Source organism: Nocardia sp. NPDC003693 (genome assembly GCF_053981095.1).
The window spans coordinates 1-20,376 of sequence record NZ_JBSFNO010000020.1 but is presented as its reverse complement, the minus strand read 5'-3'; the positions used below and the strand labels follow the sequence as shown (position 1 = coordinate 20,376).

The 20,376-nt window shown below is 68.9% G+C and carries 22 protein-coding genes; 11 read left to right on the top strand and 11 right to left on the bottom strand.

What is annotated here, in order from left to right; genetic code table 11:
• Positions 1 to 7: 7 nt before the first annotated feature.
• The 4 genes from ACWDOP_RS21940 to ACWDOP_RS21925 all read left to right on the top strand — a co-directional run bounded on the left by ACWDOP_RS21940 (position 8) and on the right by ACWDOP_RS21925 (position 3,071).
• Positions 8 to 382: a DUF742 domain-containing protein gene (locus ACWDOP_RS21940; RefSeq protein WP_354985268.1), complete on the top strand. Its 375-nt coding sequence runs from the start codon at positions 8 to 10 to the stop codon at positions 380 to 382.
• A complete protein-coding gene (locus tag ACWDOP_RS21935) occupies positions 363 to 1,067 on the top strand; it encodes a GTP-binding protein (protein WP_454201752.1) in 705 nt (234 codons plus the stop codon). Before ACWDOP_RS21940 ends, ACWDOP_RS21935 begins: the two co-directional genes overlap by 20 nt.
• Before the next feature lie 39 nt (positions 1,068 to 1,106).
• Positions 1,107 to 1,925, top strand: a complete 819-nt coding sequence (locus ACWDOP_RS21930; protein ID WP_456346561.1) for an MHYT domain-containing protein — start codon at positions 1,107 to 1,109, stop codon at positions 1,923 to 1,925.
• A 126-nt stretch (positions 1,926 to 2,051) separates the two neighbouring features.
• Positions 2,052 to 3,071 (top strand): DUF1906 domain-containing protein, encoded by a 1,020-nt coding sequence (locus tag ACWDOP_RS21925; protein WP_454201750.1) that lies wholly within the window; start codon positions 2,052 to 2,054, stop codon positions 3,069 to 3,071.
• A 235-nt stretch (positions 3,072 to 3,306) separates the two neighbouring features.
• On the opposite strand, the gene rpmF is transcribed toward ACWDOP_RS21925, so the two are convergent.
• The 3 genes from rpmF to mrf are packed head-to-tail and all read right to left on the bottom strand — an operon-like array spanning position 3,307 to position 5,144.
• Positions 3,307 to 3,480, bottom strand: a complete 174-nt coding sequence (gene rpmF, locus ACWDOP_RS21920) for a 50S ribosomal protein L32 (protein WP_456346560.1) — start codon at positions 3,478 to 3,480, stop codon at positions 3,307 to 3,309.
• 1 nt (position 3,481) lies between these two features.
• Complete coding sequence (locus ACWDOP_RS21915; protein WP_454201748.1) at positions 3,482 to 3,781, bottom strand: type B 50S ribosomal protein L31; 300 nt, start codon at positions 3,779 to 3,781, stop codon at positions 3,482 to 3,484.
• A 4-nt stretch (positions 3,782 to 3,785) separates the two neighbouring features.
• On the bottom strand, positions 3,786 to 5,144 hold the full coding sequence (mrf, locus tag ACWDOP_RS21910; RefSeq protein WP_456346559.1) for a ribosome hibernation factor-recruiting GTPase MRF: 1,359 nt from the start codon (positions 5,142 to 5,144) through the stop codon (positions 3,786 to 3,788).
• A 127-nt stretch (positions 5,145 to 5,271) separates the two neighbouring features.
• Here mrf and rpmB point away from each other — a divergent pair, with 127 nt between their 5' ends.
• Genes rpmB through rpsR form a run of 4 tightly spaced genes read left to right on the top strand, consistent with a single transcriptional unit; the run spans position 5,272 to position 6,282 of the window.
• Complete coding sequence (rpmB, locus tag ACWDOP_RS21905; RefSeq protein ID WP_456346558.1) at positions 5,272 to 5,508, top strand: 50S ribosomal protein L28; 237 nt, start codon at positions 5,272 to 5,274, stop codon at positions 5,506 to 5,508.
• 10 nt (positions 5,509 to 5,518) lie between these two features.
• Entirely contained in the window at positions 5,519 to 5,689 is a 171-nt protein-coding gene (gene rpmG, locus ACWDOP_RS21900; RefSeq protein WP_454201745.1) for a 50S ribosomal protein L33, read from the top strand.
• 1 nt (position 5,690) lies between these two features.
• Positions 5,691 to 5,996, top strand: coding sequence for a 30S ribosomal protein S14 (gene rpsN / locus ACWDOP_RS21895; protein WP_454201744.1), 306 nt, complete (start codon positions 5,691 to 5,693; stop codon positions 5,994 to 5,996).
• Positions 5,997 to 6,027: 31 nt separating this feature from the next.
• Positions 6,028 to 6,282 (top strand): 30S ribosomal protein S18, encoded by a 255-nt coding sequence (gene rpsR / locus ACWDOP_RS21890; RefSeq protein WP_454201743.1) that lies wholly within the window; start codon positions 6,028 to 6,030, stop codon positions 6,280 to 6,282.
• 221 nt (positions 6,283 to 6,503) lie between these two features.
• On the opposite strand, the gene ACWDOP_RS21885 is transcribed toward rpsR, so the two are convergent.
• Entirely contained in the window at positions 6,504 to 7,061 is a 558-nt protein-coding gene (locus ACWDOP_RS21885; RefSeq protein WP_454201742.1) for a LysM peptidoglycan-binding domain-containing protein, read from the bottom strand.
• A 204-nt stretch (positions 7,062 to 7,265) separates the two neighbouring features.
• Here ACWDOP_RS21885 and ACWDOP_RS21880 point away from each other — a divergent pair, with 204 nt between their 5' ends.
• Positions 7,266 to 7,727 (top strand): hypothetical protein, encoded by a 462-nt coding sequence (locus ACWDOP_RS21880; RefSeq protein WP_456346557.1) that lies wholly within the window; start codon positions 7,266 to 7,268, stop codon positions 7,725 to 7,727.
• A gap of 130 nt (positions 7,728 to 7,857) precedes the next feature.
• Here the strand turns inward: ACWDOP_RS21880 and purH are convergent, their stop codons facing one another.
• From purH to sucC, 6 genes are all read right to left on the bottom strand, one after another.
• Positions 7,858 to 9,441 carry a bifunctional phosphoribosylaminoimidazolecarboxamide formyltransferase/IMP cyclohydrolase gene (gene purH, locus ACWDOP_RS21875; RefSeq protein ID WP_456346556.1) on the bottom strand — a complete coding sequence of 528 codons (1,584 nt, stop codon included), beginning with the start codon at positions 9,439 to 9,441 and terminating at the stop codon, positions 7,858 to 7,860.
• A complete protein-coding gene (purN, locus tag ACWDOP_RS21870; protein WP_454201843.1) occupies positions 9,438 to 10,121 on the bottom strand; it encodes a phosphoribosylglycinamide formyltransferase in 684 nt (227 codons plus the stop codon). Before purN ends, purH begins: the two co-directional genes overlap by 4 nt.
• Before the next feature lie 49 nt (positions 10,122 to 10,170).
• Positions 10,171 to 11,736, bottom strand: coding sequence for a cell division protein PerM (locus ACWDOP_RS21865; protein ID WP_456346555.1), 1,566 nt, complete (start codon positions 11,734 to 11,736; stop codon positions 10,171 to 10,173).
• A gap of 163 nt (positions 11,737 to 11,899) precedes the next feature.
• Entirely contained in the window at positions 11,900 to 12,898 is a 999-nt protein-coding gene (locus ACWDOP_RS21860; RefSeq protein WP_456346554.1) for a DUF5336 domain-containing protein, read from the bottom strand.
• Between the two features lie 196 nt (positions 12,899 to 13,094).
• On the bottom strand, positions 13,095 to 14,009 hold the full coding sequence (gene sucD, locus ACWDOP_RS21855) for a succinate--CoA ligase subunit alpha (RefSeq protein ID WP_456346553.1): 915 nt from the start codon (positions 14,007 to 14,009) through the stop codon (positions 13,095 to 13,097).
• Between the two features lie 14 nt (positions 14,010 to 14,023).
• Positions 14,024 to 15,190: an ADP-forming succinate--CoA ligase subunit beta gene (gene sucC / locus ACWDOP_RS21850; RefSeq protein WP_456346552.1), complete on the bottom strand. Its 1,167-nt coding sequence runs from the start codon at positions 15,188 to 15,190 to the stop codon at positions 14,024 to 14,026.
• Positions 15,191 to 15,730: 540 nt separating this feature from the next.
• On the opposite strand from sucC, the gene ACWDOP_RS21845 reads away from it, so the two are divergent.
• Positions 15,731 to 17,098, top strand: a complete 1,368-nt coding sequence (locus tag ACWDOP_RS21845) for a peptidoglycan DD-metalloendopeptidase family protein (RefSeq protein WP_456346551.1) — start codon at positions 15,731 to 15,733, stop codon at positions 17,096 to 17,098.
• A 56-nt stretch (positions 17,099 to 17,154) separates the two neighbouring features.
• Here the strand turns inward: ACWDOP_RS21845 and pcrA are convergent, their stop codons facing one another.
• The gene (pcrA, locus tag ACWDOP_RS21840) at positions 17,155 to 19,581 is read right to left on the bottom strand and encodes a DNA helicase PcrA (protein WP_456346550.1); all 2,427 of its coding nucleotides are present in this window, start codon (positions 19,579 to 19,581) and stop codon (positions 17,155 to 17,157) included.
• A 330-nt stretch (positions 19,582 to 19,911) separates the two neighbouring features.
• Here pcrA and ACWDOP_RS21835 point away from each other — a divergent pair, with 330 nt between their 5' ends.
• Complete coding sequence (locus ACWDOP_RS21835; RefSeq protein ID WP_454201733.1) at positions 19,912 to 20,262, top strand: chorismate mutase; 351 nt, start codon at positions 19,912 to 19,914, stop codon at positions 20,260 to 20,262.
• The last annotated feature ends 114 nt before the right edge of the window (positions 20,263 to 20,376 follow it).

Sequence of the window (20,376 nt, the reverse complement as noted above, 5' to 3'; positions counted from 1 at the left end):
GTCGACCATGACAATTTCAAACGGGGGCGGCGGCGCCCGGCCCACCAGCCGGGTCCGCCCGTACGCATTGACCTCCGGCCGCACCGAGCCGGCGGTTGATCTGCCGCTCGAGGCGGTCGTGGAAACACTGTCCTTCACCGCCCATTTCGATTGGCCCGCCGGTGACATCCGGACCGAGATCCTGCGGTTGGGCACGGCCCGGCTCTCGGTAGCCGAGATCGCGGCACACCTGCAGCGGCCATTGGGCATGATCCGGGTCGTGATCGGCGATCTCGTCGTCGCCGGGACCCTTCGCGTGCATTCGACTCTGAGCGACCAGGCGACCTACGACGAGCGCCGATCTTTGATGGAGAGGACCCTGCATGGACTCCGCGCCCTTTGACGGCGGGAGCTACGGCGGTGCGCCCCAGTACCCCACTGGCGGACCACAGTTCCCGGGAGCGAACCAGGCTGTAGCGCAGCAGTATCCGCCCCGCCCGGGCGAGGAGTTCCGGACCGTCGCCTCGACCAAGATCGTGGTCGCGGGCGGTTTCGGCGCGGGCAAGACCACCTTCGTCGGCGCGGTCTCCGAGATCGTGCCGCTACGCACCGAGGCCATGGTGACCGCCGTGTCCGACGGCGTGGACGATCTCGCCGCCACGCCCGGCAAGGAAACCACCACGGTGGCCATGGATTTCGGGCGCATCATCCTGCCCGGCAACCTGGTGCTCTACCTGTTCGGCACGCCCGGGCAGCGCCGCTTCTGGTTCATGTGGGACGACCTCATCAAGGGCGCCATCGGCGCGGTGGTGCTGGTCGACACCCGCCGGATCGAGGACAGCTTCGCGGCGGTCGACTTCTTCGAGGCCAAATCGCTGCCGTTCCTCATCGCGGTGAACCGCTTCCCCGACGCCCCGCGTTTCCCGGTCGCCGAACTGCGCGAGGCGCTCAGCGTCCGCGAGGGCGTGCCGATCGTCGACATCGACGCCCGCGACCCGGGCGAGGTCCGGCGATCACTGGCCGCCGTCACCGAGTACGCCATCGAACGATTGATGGCGGCGCAACGCGAAACTGCTCGCCGCGGCTAGCGATCAGCGCGCGGAGAGACACGAAAGCAGGGGTTCAGGGTGATCTATTTCTCTATGGGCTACTGGGTGATCGGCCTGACACTGATCGTGTCGGTCGCCGGTGCCGCCTGTGGCCTGGCGTGTATTCGCCAGTCCACCAAATCGGTGACCGCGCGGTTCCGCCTGGTGTGGCTGTTCGTCGCGGCCAGCTCCATCGGCGGCGTCGGCGTGGCGCTGTCGGTCTTCGTCTCCATGCTCGGCTTCGAGGTCAAGGGTGGCCAGATCCGCTACGACACCACCCTGACGACGCTGTTCTCGGCGCTGTCCGGTTTCGTGGTGTTCGCGGCGCTGATCATCGCGGGTAAGACCCTGAGCTGGTGGCGCATCGCGGTCGGCGCGCTGGTCATGGCCGCCGGGCTCGGGACCGTGCACCTGCTGTTGCTGTCGGCGATCCGGATTCGCGGCACCATCGACCGCGGGCTGGTGTCGATCATCGCGGTGTACGTCATCGCGGCGCTCATGTCCGGACTGCTGCTGTGGTTCATGCTGTGGGCGCAGTCGGTGCCGGTGCTGCTGGCCGGATCGCTGGCCTACGCGATCATGGTGACCGGTATGCACTACGCCGGGCTGACCGGATTGACCGCGCACCTGGACGGGTCGGCCGTCATGCCCGACGGCGACGAGCTGTTCAACTTCTTCGTACCGTTCTTCATCATCGGCTCACTGTCACTGGCCATTCCGATCACCGCGATCCTGGTCGCGCCCGATCGGCGTGAGGCCAGGCAGCAGTCCGCTCCGACGGATCAGGATCTCGCGCACAGCCCGTCGCTGGCGGTGGCCTCGCGCCAGTCGGGACCGCGCAGCGTGCTGCCGCACTGATCGCGTGCCGCACGAGCACTTCCGGGCCGGGTCGCCGACAGCGACCCGGCCCGACTCGTTTCCGGGTCCGGGACGGACTTCGGGATTGCCGTGCCCCGGCGCGACGCCCGAATTACGATGAGTGTCATGCGTTTCGGGCTGGATTACGCCGCGGGTCGGCCCGGGGCGAGCGCGATTCGCGCCGCCGGGTTCGATTTCGTCGTCCGCTATCTCTCCAGCGGCGGAGCCTCGCTGCCGGGCAAACTGCTCACCCCCGCCGAGGCCGAAGATCTACGCGCACACGGTGTCTCGATCGTCTCGAACTGGGAGACCACGGCCGCGCGCATGCTGGACGGCTACGGCGCCGGCGTCACCGACGCGCGGACCGCGCTGGCGCAGGTGCTGCGCTGCGGCGGGCGCACGGATCGGCCCATCTACTTCTCCGCCGATTTCGACGCGACACCGCAGCAGCAGGGGCAGATCAACGCCTACCTCGAGGGCGCGGCGACCGTGCTCGGCAGCACGAATGTCGGTATCTACGGCGGCTATTGGCCCGTGACCAGGGCCCTGGACGCCGGGGTCGCGGACTGGGCGTGGCAGACGGTGGCCTGGTCGGGCAGCAATCGCGAGCCGCGGGCGCAGCTGTTGCAGACCGGCGAGCAGGTCTACGTCAACGGCGTGCAGTGCGATGTGAACGAGACCGACCGAATCGATTTCGGCCAGTGGGACTTCGAACAGGAGGAACAGGACTTGACGCCCGAACAGGACCAAATTCTGCGCGACATCCAGACCCAGTTGCGCGGGCCCGGGCTGGCGGGCTGGCCGCAACTGGGCGACGACGCGCAGGGCAATCACCGCACACTGGTCGACGCCCTGGCCGCCGCGCTCACCCTGATCGACGAATTACGCACCGAGATCAGCGAACTGGAAGCCACCACCGCCGACCTCTCCGAGGAGGTCGCGCGGATCTCCGGGCATCACTGGCCGTTCCCGTTCTCCCTCCTGGAGGGACCGGCGACCGCGGTGGCCGAACAGTTGGCCCGGCTCGAGCAATTGCTGCCGGATCTGCCGCTGCCGGGGTGGGGCGATAGCCCACAAAGCGGACAGAACAGACAAAGTGACGATTCGAAGGATCGAATTGCGGCCGGCCCCGGGCCGATCGACTGAGAGTGTGCCGGATGTCGGTAATTATCAGTCGAATTGGCTGGTTTGCCGGTAATTCTCCGGCGCGCAAGGGGTTCGACTGCCCCGAAAGTGGCGATGAGCGGGTTCTTCTGTCACCAGAAGAACCCGCCCTCGGCCATGAGAATACCGTCGCAACAGCACGGATTCACAACTTTGAGAAGACTTTTTAGATCCTCTCGCACAAAGTCCGGCCCGGGACACCGATGCCGGCGCGGTGTCAGAGCTCGCGGGGATCCACCAGCCCGAGCGTCACCGCACGCACCAACCGGCGCGGAACCCGGTGCACCACACCGGCAACGGTGACCGGCACCAGATCCGGCGCGGTGGCCTTCCACTGCGAACGCCGGCTGCGGGTATTGGATCGCGACATCCGCCGCTTCGGAACCGCCATGTCAGCTCTCCTTTCCGGCGCCCGCGGCGGCCGGGTTCCCGGCGCCGCCGCCGCGCACCCGCTTACCGAACCGGCGCTCGAACTTCTCGACCCGGCCCGCGGTGTCGAGCAGGCGCTGCGCGCCGGTCCAGAACGGATGCGAATCGGCGGTCACGTCGACCACGATCAGCGGGTAGGTCTGCCCGTCCTCCCACTCCACAGTGCGATCGGAGGTGGCGGTGGAACGCGTGATGAAACGCTTTCCGGTGCCCGAGTCCTCGAAGACCACCGGATGGTAGTCGGGGTGGATTCCTGCTTTCATCACATCACCTTTCGTTCTGGCGGGAACCGCCGTCGCCGGAGACCGGCGTGGATCTGGTTGTGTCGCACGGCTCCTCGTGCTGATCACCGAACGGGTCTTCCCAGGCCGCGACCCGCTCGGGCGCGAACCGCACCTGGCGCAGCTCGTCCTCGTCGACCAGCGCCCAGTGCAGGGCGTGCCGGATCTCCTCGGCGTCCGCGTCGTGCACCAGGATCACCAGCGCGGTGTGCCGGTCGCCGAAGTGCTCGTGCCAGCGCATCGAGGCCATGATGCGGCGCTCCGGATCGACCTGTTCGATTTCCTCGGATGTCATGGCGGCCAGCCACTTTCCCGCGCCGCCGACCCGCAGGCCGCCGCCCGCGGACTCCAGCCAGACCACTTCCTCCGGCTGGGTCGCGAGCCACACCCGGCCGCGCGCGCTCACCACGCCCTCCAGCAGGACGTCGATGGCCGTGTGCAGCCGTTCGGGGTGGAAGGGGCGGTCGGTGGCGAATTCGAGCAGCTCCACCCCGCAGTCCGGTTCCAGCGGCGGCTCACCGCGCAGCAGCGAGGTGTGCGGGTCGAAGCCGTGGCCGCGGCGCGCGGTGGCCGGAACGCGGTCCAGCAGGCCGTAAAGGGCGTCGGCGCGCAGCATGCCCGAGGACGGGCCGGCGTCCAGCGCCGCGGGCTCGGGCAGCCAGCTCACCGGCGCCATCGGGGCCAGGCGGGCCAGTACCGCGGCGGTGCGCAGCCGGTCCACCGGATCCACTCCGCCGTCGAAAGCCAGCAGGGCGTCGGCGAATTCGACCTGGCCGACGGCGAGCTGCGCCATGGTTCGATCGTCGTCGGCGGTGGCGTGCCCGCGTTCGGCCAGGGTCTCGTCGCCGGTGGCGTCGGCGAGCCAGTCCGCCGCGTCCAGGCAGGTGAGTACCGACTCGATGCGCACGTTGCGCCCGGCCGGGCCGTCTACCCGGCCCACGATGTCGCTGACCACGACGTGCCGGATGGCCTGGCACACCGCCTCGGCCTCGAAGGCCGGATCCAGCGCGAGCACGATGCGGCGGACCGAATCGCGGGTCGCGAGCTGACACAGATACGGCAGCAGGTCCATGCGCAGCGTGCACGAGACGCAGCCGTGCGCGAGTTCGAGCACCGAGATGTCCTCGCGGCCGTTCAACCGGACGATGCGGCGCACGACGCCCTCGTGCAGTTCGCTCAGGTCGTGGCGGACCACGATGGTGCCGGGCTCGGCGCCCAGCGCCCCGGCCGCACGCTGCACCCCGTCCGCGGCGCGGCCGGGCAGTCCCGCGAGAACGAGCACGGGCGTGCGGCGGTCGCGCTCGAGCTGGTTGTGGTGGCCGCTGATGGCACCGGTGTCTGACACCGCCGTACCCCTTTCGACAACGATTTTCATTTACCGAGGGCTCAGCGTACATTGGAATAGATCCGTTGTCGAAAACGATTGTCATCTGCATGTAGAACCGGGGCAGTATGACGCGAAGGGAGCGACCATGTCGGCCATCTGCCAGGTCACCGGGCGTAAGCCGGGCTTCGGCAAGTCCGTCTCGCACTCACACGTGCGAACCAGCCGGCGCTGGGATCCCAACATCCAGCGCAAGACCTACTTCCTGCCCAGCGAGGGCCGGCGCGTCACGCTGACCGTCTCGGCCAAGGGCATCAAGACCATCGACCGCGACGGCATCGAGGCGGTCGTGGCCCGGCTGCGCGCCGCGGGCCAGAAGATCTGAGAGGAACCAGATGGCATCGAAATCGACCGAACTCCGGCCCATCATCAAGCTCAAGTCCACGGCCGGGACCGGGTACACCTACGTCACCCGCAAGAACCGGCGCAACGACCCCGACCGCATGGTGCTGCGCAAGTACGACCCCGTCGTGCGCAGGCACGTCGACTTCCGCGAGGACCGCTGACATGGCCAAGAAGTCGAAGATCATGAAAAACGAAGTGCGCCGGGAGATCGTCGCACGCTACGCCGAGCGCCGCGCGGAGCTCAAGGAGATCATCCGCAAGCCCTCCTTCTCGCCGGAGGAGAAGGCGGCGGCGCAGTCCGCCCTGGGCCGGCTGCCGCGCGATGCCAGTCCGGTACGCTTGCGCAATCGGGACGCCGCGGACGGACGCCCGCGTGGCCACCTTCGGAAGTTCGGTCTCTCGCGAATTCGAGTGCGAGAGATGGCTCACCGGGGTGAACTGCCCGGTGTACGCAAATCGAGCTGGTAAACCGAAGATCTCGTGAGAAGGAACCGCTGACATGGCAGTGAAGCGAGCACCCTCGAAGAAGGCCCGCGCAGAACAGGGCCGCAAGCCCAAGAAGAATCCCCTCATCGCCGCGGGCGTGGAATACGTCGACTACAAGGACGTGAACCTGCTCCGCACGTTCATCTCCGACCGCGGCAAGATCCGCAGCCGCCGCGTGACGGGGTTGACCCCGCAGCAGCAGCGGCAGGTCGCCATCGCGGTGAAGAACGCACGCGAAATGGCGTTGCTGCCGTTCACGAGCCGGTAGGACCGGCTCATCCCCTCGGAGGGGAAATACCAAGTGCCCCTGATGCATTCGCATCAGGGGCACTGTGTATGAGGAAGAGGTGGGCTGCGCCCCTGGTACAGGCGCTGGTGCGAGGCGGATGGGCTGTGCCACACCGCGAGTGCGCGACAGGCCGCCCGGATCGCGCGATGGCCCCGGTGCGAGAGCACCGGGGCCATCGGGATATCCGTGGGGCGTGCGCCTTACGGGATGGTCAGGACCTGGCCGGGGTGGATGAGGTCCGGGTTGTCGACGCCGCTGGCGGCGGCGATGTCGCCGTAGCGGTTGCCGTCGCCGTAGTACTGCTCGGCGATGGCCCACAGGGTCTCGCCGGGGGCGACGGTGTGGGTGCGGGCGGCGGGCGGGGCCTCGGCCGGCGGCGGGGCGTCGACCGCGGCGGCCACCGTCTCCTCTTCGACGACGATCGGGTTGTCGGTGTTGGTGCCGGTGGACCAGACGGCGCCCTCGGAGCCGTAGAGCACGACGTTGCGGTCGGGCTGCACCACCAGGCGGTCCACGGACTTGCCGTTGGTCTCGGTGGACCATTCGGCGCCGTCGTCCTTGTAGAGCACGAAGTTGCCGTCGTCCTGCAGCGCCGCGCGCTTGACGCCCTTGCCGTTGGTGCCCGCGGCCCAGACGACGTTGCCGTCCGGCTCGGTCAGCACCAGGTTGCCGTCTTCTTGCAGGGTCAGCGAGTACGCGCCGCCTTTGAGCGACTGACCGAGACCAAGTTCTTCGCCAACTTTCAATGCGTCGCCCACGGCATGTCCTTTCGGGAGGGGAGATCATGAGATAAGTCGATGGCGCGTAAGTGCATTCGCACATCTGCCATCGAGGCTACTGCTATCCCGACGAACCGCGCAGAGAATACGCGCCGAGTCATCGGATAATTTGGCTCACTGTCGCTGGATATTCGCCACCCCGTCACATCCGCCCCGACCGGTCGGACCGTTAGGCTGGCGCCCATGTACGGGAATTGGGGACGCCGCCTCCTCGCCTCCGCAGCCGCCGGGCTGCTCTGCCTCGGCGTCGCAGCCTGCGGGAACACCGAAAACGCCGACGACAGCCCACAGTCCGGCATCACGACCAGCGCCGGCCTGGCCACCCCGGCCGAGGCGTCACCGGGCCAGATCGGCCGGCCGTTCACCGCCGATCCGGCCATCGTGAACCCGCACCCCCTGGAGTTCGACAGCTGGACTCGACTGGACGGCAACAAGATCTCGGTGAACTTCCAGACCGGCGCGCCCGAGTGCTACGGCGTGGACGCCACCGCCACCGAAACCGACAAAACAGTCACTGTGGCTTTGCGTTCGGGCACCCGCCCCGACGCCGTCGGCAAGATGTGCACCATGATCATGGTCTTCGGCAGCCTGGAGCTCGAGCTGAAGTCCCCGGTGGGCGATCGAACGGTCCTCAGCGTCAAGTAGTTACACCGCCCGGACTCGGGAGGGCACCGAAAAACGAAGAGCCGGTTGCGGATTCGTCGGGACGAACCGCAACCGGCCTCGAATGACCCCGGACCGCTACGCCTACGCGCGGCCCGGGGCCGGAAACAACTCAGTGCGCGAAGTGCCGGGCACCCGTCAGGTACAGGGTCACGCCCGCCGCCTTGCACAGTTCGACGGTGTCGCTGTCGCGAATCGAACCACCCGGCTGCACGATTGCGCGCACGCCCGCGGCGACCAGGATCTCCGGGCCGTCGGAGAACGGGAAGAACGCGTCGGACGCGGCGACCGAGCCCGCGGCCCGCTCCCCCGCCCGGTCCACCGCCAGCTTGCAGGAGTCCACGCGGTTGACCTGCCCCATGCCCACACCGACGGCCGCGCCGTCGTTCGCCAGCAGAATCGCGTTGGACTTCACCGATCGGCAAGCGCGCCAGGCGAATTCGAGATCGGCCAGGGTCGCGGCATCGGCGGGAGCGCCGGCCGCCAGGGTCCAGTTGGCCGGATCGTCACCCTCGGCGTCGAGCACGTCGCGCTCCTGCAGCAACACGCCGCCGCTGATCGGACGCAGCTCCGGGCCCTGCCGCTGCGGCGGGGTCGCGACCAGCACGCGCACGTTCTTCTTGCGCTGCAACACTTCCACCGCACCGGGCGCGTACGCCGGGGCGACGATGACCTCGGTGAAGATCTCGGCGACCTGCTCGGCCATCTCCACGCTCACCTCGCGGTTGGCCGCGATCACGCCGCCGTACGCGCTCACCGGGTCGGTGGCGTGCGCCCGGCGGTGCGCCTCGGCGATGTCCGCGCCGACCGCGATACCGCACGGGTTGGCGTGCTTGATGACCGCCACCGCGGGCGCCTCGAAATCGAAGGCGGCGCGCCAGGCGGCATCGGCGTCGGTGTAGTTGTTGAACGACATCTCCTTGCCGTGCAACTGCGTTGCCTGCGCCAAGCCCTCCGGGCCGGCCTCGGCGCTGTACGCCGCGGCGCCCTGATGCGGGTTCTCGCCGTAGCGCAGCACGTCGTCACGGGTCCAGGTCGCGCCGATCCACTCCGGGAAGCGCTGCGGCGCTTCGGCTTCGGGATCCTCGGCGGCTGCGGACGGCGCGGCCACGCTGGTCATCCAGCTGGCGACGGCGACGTCGTAGGACGCGGTGTGCTGGAAAGCCTTGGCCGCCAGCGCGGTTCGCTCCGCGAAGGTGAAACCGCCGTCCTGCACCGCCTTCAGCACGTCGTCGTACGCGCCGGTGTCCACCACGACCGCGACCGACGGGTGATTCTTGGCGGCGGCGCGCACCATCGACGGCCCGCCGATGTCGATCTGCTCGACGCTCTCGTCGATGCTCGCGCCCGAGGCCACGGTCTGGGTGAACGGGTACAGGTTCACCACGACGAGCTGGAACGCCTCGACACCGAGCTCGGCGAGCTGGTCGACGTGCTCGCTCTTGCGGGTGTCGGCCAGGATGCCCGCGTGCACGCGCGGGTGCAGGGTCTTGACCCGGCCGTCCAGGGTCTCCGGAAAACCGGTCAGGTCCTCCACCTTGGTGACCGGGATACCGGCCTCGGCGATCTTGCCCGCGGTCGAACCGGTCGAGACCAGCTCCACGCCGGACTGATGCAGGCCGGTGGCCAGCTCGATCAGGCCGGTCTTGTCGTAGACGCTCACGAGAGCCCGCTTGATGGGCTTGCGCTCACTCACCGGAGAACCTCATCTGGGATAACTGCCTTTCGTCCATCGGAGACAATGCCTCGGTTCGCGACGGCGGCGACGACCTCCGCCAGCAGCCGCCGCTCCACGATCTTGATGCGTTCGTGCAGGGAACCCTCGTCGTCCGAGGGCAGCACCGGAACCGGCTCCTGCGCGAGAATCGGGCCGGTGTCGACACCGGCGTCGACCAGGTGCACGGTGGAACCGGTGACCCGGACCCCGTAGGCCAGCGCGTCCCGCACCCCGTGCGCGCCCGGGAACGCCGGCAGCAGCGCGGGGTGGGTGTTGATGACCCGGCCGCCGAAGCGCGCCAGGAACGCCGGGCCCAGGATCCGCATGAATCCGGCGGAGACCACCAGATCCGGCTGGAAGGCGTCCACGATCTCGGTCAGCGCCTGATCCCACTGCGCGCGATTCTCGAAATCGCCCGGCTCCACCATGAACGAGGAGACGTCGAACTCCTCGGCGTGCGCGGCGGCCGCGCATTCGCGATCCACGCCGACGGCGACGATCCGGGCCGGATACCCCGGCTCCCTGGTCGCTTCGAGCAGCGAACGCAATAGCGAGCCGGTGCCGGAGGCGAGCACGACGACGGTCGCGGGCGCGGACGGCGGTAGCAGCTGGGCGGGCGTGGAACTCAGCGCACTACTCCCTGTGTCGGGGGTGGAAATGGAGACGGCGGGGGCGTGACCGCCACCCCAGAGCCTAACGACCGCCCACCTACGACTTGTCCGGCAGGTCTCCCTCTACCACTTCCGCGTCGACGATGTCGGCGTTCTCCTCGGATTCGGCCGGCGATTCGACGTCGAGCGCGAGCGGTTCGTCGACGAGTTCGCCGTCGATCTCGTCGGTGTCGCGCGGGGTCTCGTAGTCGTCGTAGTACTCGTCGTCCGCGTACTCGTCGTCGTAGCGATCGTCCTCGTACTCGGAGTCCTCGTAGTAGTCGTCCGCGTACTCGGCGTCGTCGTAGTCGTCGTCCGCGTAGTCGGTCTCCGCGTAGTCGTCGTCCGCGACCGGGTCGTACGCGGCACCGGCGGCCGCGACGCCCGCGGCGCCCGCCGCCGGGATCGCGAACCAGCGCGCGCCGAACAGACCCAGGAAGCCGCCGGCCGCGAACCAGAGCGCGACCAGTACCGCCGACACCCCGGTGCTCGGGCCGATCCAGCCGAAGGTGCCCAGTTCACCACCGGCGGGCAGGGCGATCAGGGTGAACAGCGCCGCCACCACGCCCGCCGCGGTGAGCGTGGCCCAGGGCGCGCCGGGCCGATCATCGCTGCTGCGAGCACAATCCAGGCCGCACAGCACGGCCACCGCCGCCGGGGCGAGCAACAACGCGAACCACCAGCCCGCCGCCGGACCCGAAGGCACCGCCGCGGCCAGCGGCACCGCCGGCACCGGCGCGCCCTCCACGCCGAACAGGCTCAGCGAACCCGGGCCGACGCGCAGCTCACCGCCGACCAGCACGCTCACCGTGTCGATGACCGCGTTGGGCAGATACGCCAGCGACAGCAGGCTCAAACCCAGTACGCCGACGAAGTTTCCGGCCGTCGCGTAGGTGTCGCCGATCGACGCGAAGTGCACCAGGAACGAAACCAGCACGGCCACACCGGCCACCGCCGCCAGCCGCCAGGCCGCGCGGAATCCCGCGCGGACGCCCGGAACCACCCAGTCCGGCACCGGAATCGGCGCGAGCTCCGCGAAGTCGCGCCAGTGCCGGGCGCCGACCCCGAACAGCACGGCCAGCAGGTGCAGGCCGATCACCCAGCCGAACGCGGACAGCGTGTTCGGCGGTTGCAGCGGCACCACGGCCGCCGCGTCATCGGCCACCGCCAGGCAGATCGCGGTGATCAGCAGCGGCCCGCCGACCGCGGCGCCCGCGATCCAGGCCAGATCGACCGGGGTGCAATGGTTCCCGTCGCGATCCTCCGAATCGGCGTACTGCGCGGCGGCTGCGGCACAGTCGCGCGCGGCCAGCCACAGCAGGAATCCGGTCGGCAGCAGCGGCCACAGCCCGATCGCGGTCTTGCCGATCGTCAGCGGAACCTGATGCACCGCAAGCCAGCTCGCCGCGATGGCGCCCGAGGCCCCCGAATAGCCGCTCCCCGCGGCCGCCAGCGTCCCGAACACCAGCCCGAAAACGATCAGCAGCGTCACGCTCGAAGCCCGCGTGGCGACGATCAACAGCACCCTGGCCCGTTCGGGGGTCAGCGAGCCGAACCCGCCCCCGAAACCCCCACCCGGCCGGACCGAACCACGCGGCACAGCCCGCACATCCTCATCGGTCACCCGAGCCAGGGTAGTTCTCGGAGCACTCATGGAAAACCAGCGTGGCAGCTTCGGACACGCTGAAGACTCAGGCGCGCCGAGTGGTTCCGTCGGTCCATCGGCCGAAACGGCAACGGCCCCCGGGTTTCCCCGGGGGCCGTTGGCCGTTCGAACTGCTACCGACCTACTTGTCGTCCTGGCCCGGACGGAACGCGCGCGTGGCGTCGGCGGCCGGATCGGCGTTCTGCTCGCCGCCGAACGGCTGCGCCGGACGCGGATTCGCGCCACCGAAGTGCTGGGTGGCGTCGGCGCTGCCCGCGGGCTGGCCGAACTGCTGGCCCGGCTGGCCGTAGCTCTGCTGACCCGGCTGCTGGCCGTACGACGGCTGCTGGCCGTAGGTCGGCTGGGAGCCGGTGCCGTATCCGGCGGGCTGCTGGGAGTACCCCGGCTGCTGGTACTGCGGGCCGGTGCCGTAGCCCGGCTGCTGACCCTGCTGCTGCGCGGGCTGGCCGAACTGCTGGCCGGGCTGGCCGTAGCTCTGCTGGCCCGGCTGCTGACCCTGCTGGCCGTAGCCCTGCTGGCCGTAGCCGCCCTGGCCGAAGCCGGGCTGCCCGCCGAAGCCCTGCGGCGCAGCCGGTTTCGGAGCCGGGGGCTTGACCACGCCCAGCTCGAACAGCAGCGCGAGCACGGCGACGACCGCCTGCACCAGGGACAGGAACAGCAGTGCCCAGGCGGCGCCGGCCGGATCCAGGAAGCTCGACAGCGTGAACACCTGGAACAGCAGCGTGATGAAACCCGCCACCGACGCCGCGGCGACGATGCCGGTCTGCTTGGTCTGCTTGGGCAGCAACGAGAAACCGGCGATCAGCGCGGCCAGCAGCAGCAGCGCCACCGGCGCCGAGCCGCCCGCGCTGAGCAGACCGCCGCCGAAGGCGTCGTTCTCACTGGAATCGGCGAGGGCGGACTTGTCCACCTTCGCGAAATCCAGCAGGCCGAGCAGGAAGTTGATGGCGCCGAGGGCGACAACGCCCACGGTCAGAAAGAAAGGCAGGCCCTTGGCCGAAGCCGCCGTCGTACTCGACCCTGCTGCGGGACCGCCCGTGGGCTGCGAGCCGTAGCCTGGTGCGTTGGAAGGCGTCGGCGCGGGCCCGTTGTATCCCGAGCCCCCGGTCGGGTATGACATGTCGTCGCTCCTATCGAGTCGTTCACGAACTCCTACCGACGCTACTGCACTCGACGTCGGGGGTCATCACGTAGTGCCGCGCGGCCCGCCGCGAATATCCCGATTCGGCATACCGATTCGGCGACGCCGCGAGCGCGCGCGAACGGCGAAGGCCGCCTTCCCCCGCGGGGAAGGCGGCCTTCGTGCGATCCGGGGATCAGGCGGTGATGGACGCCTTCTCCAGGATTTCGCGCGCCAGGGCGGCGGTCTCGGACGGCGTCTTGCCGACCTTCACACCGGCGGCCTCGAGGGCCTCCTTCTTGCCCTGCGCGGTGCCCGCGCCGTCGGAGACGATGGCGCCGGCGTGGCCCATGGTCTTGCCCTCGGGGGCGGTGAAGCCCGCGACGTAGCCGACGACCGGCTTGGTGACGTTGGCCTGGATGTAGGCCGCCGCGCGCTCCTCGGCGTCGCCGCCGATCTCGCCGATCATGACGATGAGCTTGGTCTCGGGATCCTTCTCGAACGCCTCGATGGCGTCGATGTGGGTGGTGCCGATGACCGGGTCGCCGCCGATGCCGATGGCGGTGGAGAAACCGAAGTCCCGCAGCTCGTACATCATCTGGTAGGTCAGGGTGCCGGACTTGGAGACCAGGCCGATCGGGCCCTTGCCCGCGATGGTGGCCGGGGTGATGCCGACCAGCGCCTCACCCGGGGTGATGATGCCGGGGCAGTTCGGGCCGATGATCCGGGTCTTCTGACCCTTCTCGACGTTGTAGGCCCACGCGTAGGCGGAGTCCTGCACCGGGATGCCCTCGGTGATGACCACGAGCAGCGGGATCTCCGCGTCGATGGCCTCGATGATGGCGTCCTTGGAGAAGGCCGGCGGCACGAACGCGATCGAGGTGTCGGCCCCGGTCTTCTCGATGGCCTCGGCGACGGTCGCGAACACCGGCAGCTCGACGGTGTTGCCGTCGGCGTCGACGTGCGACACGGTGGTGCCGGCCTTACGGGCGTTGACGCCACCGACGACGTTGGTGCCCGCCTTCAGCATCAGCGCGGTGTGCTTGGTGCCCTCGCCGCCGGTGATGCCCTGGACGATGACCTTGTTGTCCTTGTTCAGGAAGATAGACATGTTGGTTCGTGTCCTTACTTGGCCGCAGCCAGCTCGGCGGCCTTGTCGGCGCCTTCGTCCATGGTCTGGGCGAGGGTGACCAGGGGGTGGTTGAAGTCGGCGAGGATCTTGCGGCCCTCTTCGACCTTGTTGCCGTCGAGACGGACGACCAGCGGCTTGTTGGCCTCGACGCCCAGGGTCTCCAGCGCGCCCACGATGCCGTTCGCGACCGCGTCACAGGCGGTGATGCCGCCGAAGACGTTCACGAACACGGACTTGACCTGGGCGTCGCCCAGGATGACGTCGAGACCGGCGGCCATGACGGCGGCCGAGGCGCCGCCACCGATGTCGAGGAAGTTGGCGGGCTTCACGCCGTTGTGGTTCTCACCGGCGTAGGCGACGACGTCCAGGGTCGACATGACCAGACCGGCGCCGTTGCCGATGATGCCGACCTCACCGTCGAGCTTGACGTAGTTGAGGTCGTTCTCCTTGGCCTTGAGCTCGAGCGGGTCGGTGGCCTCGATGTCGGCGAAGGCCGCGTGGTCCGCGTGGCGGAACTCGGCGTTCGCGTCGAGGGTGACCTTGCCGTCCAGGGCCAGGATCTCGTTGTCGGGGGTGCGCACCAGCGGGTTGACCTCGACCAGGGTGGCGTCTTCACCGATGAAGACCTCCCACAGCTTCTGGATGGTCACGGCCGCGGCGTCGAGCACGTCGGCGGGCAGGTGGCCCTGCTCGGCGATCGAGCGCGCGAAGGCGAGGTCGACGCCCTTGACGGCGTCGACGGGCACCTTGGCCAAGCGCTCGGGGGTGTTCGCGGCGACCTCTTCGATCTCCATGCCGCCCTCGACCGAGCACATGGCCAGGTAGCTGCGGTTGGAACGATCGAGCAGGAAGGAGATGTAGTACTCCTCCGCGATGTCCTTGGCCTCGGCGACCAGGACCTTCTTGGTGACGTGACCCTTGATGTCCAGGCCCAGGATGTTGGTCGCGTGGGTGAACGCGTCGTCGGCGGTGGCGGCGTACTTCACGCCACCGGCCTTGCCGCGGCCGCCGACCTTGACCTGGGACTTGATCATGACCGGCTTGCCGATTTCTTCGGCGATCGCACGCGCTTCCTCGGCCGTGTCCGCGACGCGGCCCTCCGACGAAGGCACTCCGTGCTTCACGAAGAGTTCCTTCGCCTGATATTCGAAGAGATCCATGTACTCACCGTCTCGTCTGCGTTGTGGTGACAACGTCTGTGTTGGCGTCCCGCGGTCGGCCCTTGCGACTGCTTGCAGATCGCTCGAGGCCAGTGGGTCGGGTCGGACTCTAATCAGTCGAACGGAGCCGAAATCAGCCGCATACAGCCTAAGTGGCGCAGGTCACGGTGCTGTCTCCGCTCCCGTAAAACCGCACGAAATTGCTACTCGCCGGTAGCTTGTTGACGGTCCGCCAGGTAGGGCCCGCGAATCCCGGAGACCGGTATCGGCTACTACAAAATGTAGTGGCCGCGGCTCACTGGGTTACCCCGGGCACAGTGAGGAAATTCCGCCACCTAGAGTGATGAATGTCACACCGGTGCGTCGAACCATGTCCATCGCTTGCTGACCCGCAATCGTTTCGTTACCGTCGATGCGGTCGATGTCACAACCCGGTCACGACAGGAGGACGGCAGGCTTGACGCAGCACAGCGCTCCGCAGGTAGAGCTCCGCTCCGCAGGCACTCCGTCAGCATCGCGGCACATCCCGGACCAGCGCCGATGAGCGCGGATTCCTTCACCACGCGCCATCGGGCCAAACACGGCCATCGATACCGCGAGGACGCCGACAACGCTTACGAGGCGCCACAGCCCACCCCCACGCAGGTCTCGCACGGCGATTGGGGGTCCCGGGAGTCCTGGGCCGCCCCCGCCGGAGACTGGAATTCCGGTGCGAACGCCTGGAACTCCGGCGCCGACTCCTGGAACGCCGCCGAGAGTTGGGGCGAGCCCGCCGATCGGCAGCCGCAGCCCACCTGGCAGGCCGCCCAATCGGAGTGGAACGCCCAGCCCCGCTGGGAGAACGCCGCCGCCTGGGACGAACAGTCCGCCTGGAACTCCGGCGCCGCCGACCAATCCGCCTGGGACGAACCGCATTCCGACTGGCAGGGGGCGCCCGCCGACACCTGGAACGCGCCCGACGCGGGCGAATGGGTCCCGCAGCGGCAGTCCGCCTGGGACGACGCCGACCCGGCCCCCTCCGGTGAACACCGCCCGGTCTACAGCTTCCGCACCGCCTCCGGCGCCCGGCTCGAATTCTCCGGCGACGGCGCGCGCGTCGATCAGCAAAAGCCCGAAGACGATTCCGCCGCCGCCCGGCCCACCCGCTCCGGCGGCCGCCGCCGCGCAGCCGGCGCGCATCGACTGCCCGCACCGCCCGCCGCGCTCAAGGGCCGCGCCGCCGTGGTGGCCGTGGCCGCCGGCGCGGTCGTGGCGGCCGGTCAGGCCGGGATGGACTCGGTGTCCTCCCCCGCCGTGGAAACCGTGGATTACCAAGCGGCCGCGCAGGTTCGGGAGATCTCCTCGAACGAGACCCTGGACGGCGGTCTGGTCGAGGCGGCCAGCGGTTCCCCGCAGGTGCTCGCCTCGGGCGCCCCGGCCGGACTCGATCAGTTCAACGACATCCTCGCCAAGGGCGCGCAGTACGCCGCGGATCTGGCCGAGGCCGAGGCCGCGAAACTGCGCCCGATCTTCGCGAAGTTCTTCGCCGCGGGTAACTACACCTCCGGTTTCGGTCAGCGCTGGGGTGTGCAGCACACCGGCGTCGATATCGCCGCGCCGATCGGCACGCCGCTCTACGCGGTGGCGGACGGCACGGTCATCGAGGCCGGTCCCGCGTCGGGTTTCGGCATGTGGGTTCGCCTGCTGCACGACGACGGCACCGTGACCATCTACGGCCACATCGATACCGCCACCGTCTCCCAGGGCCAGCGCGTCATGGCGGGCGATCAGATCGCCACGATCGGCAACCGCGGCTTCTCCACCGGCCCGCACTGCCACTTCGAGGTCTGGCTCAACGGCTCCGACAAGATCGACCCCCTGCCGTGGCTCGCGTCCCGCGGCATCTCCCTGGGTGTCCAAAGAGACTGAGGGACAGAAACAACCGAATCGCCCACCCGATCCGATCGGGTGGGCGATTCGCGTTTTCAGAGCTTGGTGAGGGTGCGGCTGTACTGGGGGATCAGGCGGACCTTGCCGGAGGTGCCGAAGTCGATCGTCACGGTCGCCAGGGAGCCGAAGCCCTCGGCGGCGACGACCTTGCCCATGCCGTACTTGTCGTCGCTGACGCGGTCGCCGACGGCCAGGACCAGGCCGGTGTTGTTGCGCTTGCCCGCGGGGGTGCTCGACGGCGCGGGGCGGCGGTCGCCGCGGATGCCGGGGCGGGGCTCGTTCCAGCTCTCGCGGCTGGTCCAGTCGCGGTCGAAACCCGAGCTCTCCTCGCGGCGGCGCAGGCCGCGCTGGGACTGGGAGGGGGTGGGTTCGAGGCGCTGCCAGTCCAGCAGATGCTGCGGAATCTCGTCCAGGAAGCGGGATTGCGGGTTCGAGACGGGCTGGCCCCAACCCGAGCGGATGACCGCGCGGGACAGGTACAGCCGCTGGCGGGCGCGGGTGATGCCGACGTACGCCAGTCGCCGCTCCTCGGCGAGTTCGGTCGGATCGCCCAGCGCGCGCATGTGCGGGAACTGGCCGTCCTCCCAGCCGGTGACGAAGACGACCGGGAACTCGAGCCCCTTGGCGGTGTGCAGGGTCATCATCGTGACCACGCCGGTGCCCTCGTCCGGGATCTGATCGCTGTCGGCGACCAGCGAGACCCGTTCCAGGAACGCGGCCAGTGAACCCGGTTCCGGCTCGCCCTCGGCGGGTTCGAGAATGATGCCCTCGGCGATGGACGCCTCGACGTTGTTGCGCGCCTCGGAGCTGAATTCGCGCGCGACGCTGACCAACTCGTTCAGGTTGTCCAGTCGCGCGCCGTCCTGCGGGTCGTCGGACGCCTCGAGTTCGGCGCGGTACCCCGTGCGGTCGAGCACGGCCTGCACCACGTTGCCGACATCGGGGAAGTCGAGGTTCTCCTGCACGCCCGCGGCGCGGATCTCGTCCAGCAGGTCCAGGAAGCCCGCGATGGCGCGCTGGGCGCGGGTGTTGAGCAGGGCCACCTTGTTGTCGGCGGCGTCGCGCAGGGCCTGGGCGAAACCGATGTTGCGCTGCTCGGCGTGCACGGCCACGCAGGCTTCGGCGCGATCGCCGATGCCGCGGCGGGGCGTGTTGAGCACCCGGCGCAGGCTCACCGCGTCGTCCGGGTTCTCCAGCACGCGCAGGTAGGCCACGATGTCGCGGACCTCCTTGCGCTCGTAGAACCGCACGCCGCCGACCACCTTGTAGGGCAGTCCCATGCGGATGAAGATCTCTTCCAGCGCGCGGGAGTTGTTGTTGGTGCGGTAGAAGACCGCGACGTCGTTGTAGTTGGCGTCACCCGAGTCGACCAGCCGGTCGATCTCGCGCGCCACGAACGAGGCCTCGTCGTGTTCGTTGTCCGCGACGTATCCGACGATCAGATCGCCGTCGCCCTGATCGGTCCACAGCTTCTTCTCGCGGCGGTTCTCGTTGCGCGCGATGACGGCGTTGGCCGCGGTCAGGATGTGCTGGGTGGAGCGGTAGTTCTGTTCCAGCAGAATGGTTTCCGCATCGGGGAAATCGCGCTCGAACTCCTCGATGTTGCGGATGGTCGCGCCGCGGAAGGCGTAGATGGACTGATCCGCGTCGCCGACCACGACCAGCTCGCTGGGCGGCACGCGGTCCTCGGAGTCCTTCGGCAGGTGGTACCCGACCAGTTCGCGCACCAGCACGTACTGCGCGTGGTTCGTGTCCTGGTACTCGTCGACCATGATGTGCCGGAAGCGCCGCCGGTAGTACTCGGCCACCTGCGGGTGCCGCTGCAGCAGCGAGACCGTTTCGCCGATGAGGTCGTCGAAGTCCAGGGCGTTGGCCGCGCGCAGCCGGCGCTGGTACTCGCCGTAGACGCGGGCGACGAGCTTGGGCAGCTCGGTGTCGTCGGCCGCGGCGTCGGCCTCGGCCTTGTCCGGGTCGATGAGCTCGTTCTTGAGGTTGGAGATCGCGGTGGCGAGCAGGCGCGGGGTGTACTTCTTGGCGTCGATCTCGAAGTCCCGGCTGACCATCGCGAGCAGCCGCCGCGAGTCGTCGGCGTCGTAGATCGAGAAGTTGGAGTTGAGCCCGCCGACCAGCCCGGCCTGGGTGCGCAGGATGCGGACGCAGCTGGAGTGGAAGGTGGACACCCACATCCCGGCCGCGCGCGGGCCGACGAGCCCGGTGACGCGTTCGCGCATCTCGGCGGCGGCCTTGTTGGTGAAGGTGATCGCCAGGATTTCGCCGGGTCGCGCGCCGTCGGCGAGAAGATAGGCGATGCGGCGGGTCAGAACGGCCGTTTTTCCGGATCCGGCGCCCGCCACGATCAGCAACGGGGAGCCGGTGTGGGTCACCGCGGCGCGCTGTTGTGGGTTCAGCCCTTCGAGCAACTGCTCGGTCTTCTGCTCGTCCTGTGCCACCGTCGTCTTCATCGCCCATCCACGCTACCGGCGGGCACCGACAGGTGAACAGTCCGGCGTCCGAGGTGTCCGATAAGTGCCGGTCCGCAGTCTTCGCACGGTGCGGTGGGCGGTCCCACAAACCCCACAAACACTCAGGAGATTCACAAATGAACCTGTTTTGGTTTGTACCTGGCACATGGCAGACTGACCCATGACCGGCGCCCAGGTGACAGCCCGCGACTGAGCCCGCCGCCGGGGGGACAATAGAGGCCCATAAGTCTGATTTTTTGGTTGTAGGACCGATCGGTAACGGGTCGGGGCCGCCCACCGATCGACGTTCTGGACCACGAGGAGTGAAGTATGAGCATCTCGACGACGGGACAATCCGAGCCTGCTACCGGGGCGGAGGCCGCCCTGCCCGCTGAGGCGTTGCCCGAGGACCTCGAGGCGACCGGGACCCTGCCCTCCGAGGCGGAGATCGACAAGCTGCGCAAGGAAATCGACAGACTCGACGCCGAGATCCTGGCCGCCATCAAACGCCGCACCGAAGTGTCGCGGATCATCGGCCGCACCCGCATGGCCAACGGCGGGCCCAAGCTCGTGCACTCGCGCGAGATGAAGGTGCTCGAGCGCTTCAGCGAGCTCGGCCAGGAAGGCCACACGCTGGCGATGCTCCTGCTCCGCCTCGGCCGAGGCCGCCTCGGCCACTGAGTTCTCTGCCTCCGCTCCGCTACGGCGGGTTCGCGGCCCCTTTGGCCCGGTTCTTCCCTCCCTCCGCTCCTCCGCTTCGCTCCCCCGCTCCACTCAGTCCAGAACCGGGCGGGC

What these genes read in the sequence shown, in the direction of transcription:
- rpmB (WP_456346558.1), top strand. Translation starts at nt 5,272, where the DNA reads ATGTCGGCCATCTGCCAGGTCACCGGGCGTAAGCCGGGCTTCGGCAAG.
- ACWDOP_RS21860 (WP_456346554.1), bottom strand. Translation starts at nt 12,898, where the DNA reads ATGTCATACCCGACCGGGGGCTCGGGATACAACGGGCCCGCGCCGACG.
- ACWDOP_RS21925 (WP_454201750.1), top strand. Translation starts at nt 2,052, where the DNA reads ATGCGTTTCGGGCTGGATTACGCCGCGGGTCGGCCCGGGGCGAGCGCG.
- ACWDOP_RS21940 (WP_354985268.1), top strand. Translation starts at nt 8, where the DNA reads ATGACAATTTCAAACGGGGGCGGCGGCGCCCGGCCCACCAGCCGGGTC.
- pcrA (WP_456346550.1), bottom strand. Translation starts at nt 19,581, where the DNA reads ATGAAGACGACGGTGGCACAGGACGAGCAGAAGACCGAGCAGTTGCTC.
- ACWDOP_RS21835 (WP_454201733.1), top strand. Translation starts at nt 19,912, where the DNA reads ATGAGCATCTCGACGACGGGACAATCCGAGCCTGCTACCGGGGCGGAG.
- ACWDOP_RS21935 (WP_454201752.1), top strand. Translation starts at nt 363, where the DNA reads ATGGACTCCGCGCCCTTTGACGGCGGGAGCTACGGCGGTGCGCCCCAG.
- rpmF (WP_456346560.1), bottom strand. Translation starts at nt 3,480, where the DNA reads ATGGCGGTTCCGAAGCGGCGGATGTCGCGATCCAATACCCGCAGCCGG.
- ACWDOP_RS21915 (WP_454201748.1), bottom strand. Translation starts at nt 3,781, where the DNA reads ATGAAAGCAGGAATCCACCCCGACTACCATCCGGTGGTCTTCGAGGAC.
- rpsN (WP_454201744.1), top strand. Translation starts at nt 5,691, where the DNA reads ATGGCCAAGAAGTCGAAGATCATGAAAAACGAAGTGCGCCGGGAGATC.
- sucD (WP_456346553.1), bottom strand. Translation starts at nt 14,009, where the DNA reads ATGTCTATCTTCCTGAACAAGGACAACAAGGTCATCGTCCAGGGCATC.
- rpmG (WP_454201745.1), top strand. Translation starts at nt 5,519, where the DNA reads ATGGCATCGAAATCGACCGAACTCCGGCCCATCATCAAGCTCAAGTCC.
- rpsR (WP_454201743.1), top strand. Translation starts at nt 6,028, where the DNA reads ATGGCAGTGAAGCGAGCACCCTCGAAGAAGGCCCGCGCAGAACAGGGC.
- ACWDOP_RS21880 (WP_456346557.1), top strand. Translation starts at nt 7,266, where the DNA reads ATGTACGGGAATTGGGGACGCCGCCTCCTCGCCTCCGCAGCCGCCGGG.
- ACWDOP_RS21845 (WP_456346551.1), top strand. Translation starts at nt 15,731, where the DNA reads ATGAGCGCGGATTCCTTCACCACGCGCCATCGGGCCAAACACGGCCAT.
- sucC (WP_456346552.1), bottom strand. Translation starts at nt 15,190, where the DNA reads ATGGATCTCTTCGAATATCAGGCGAAGGAACTCTTCGTGAAGCACGGA.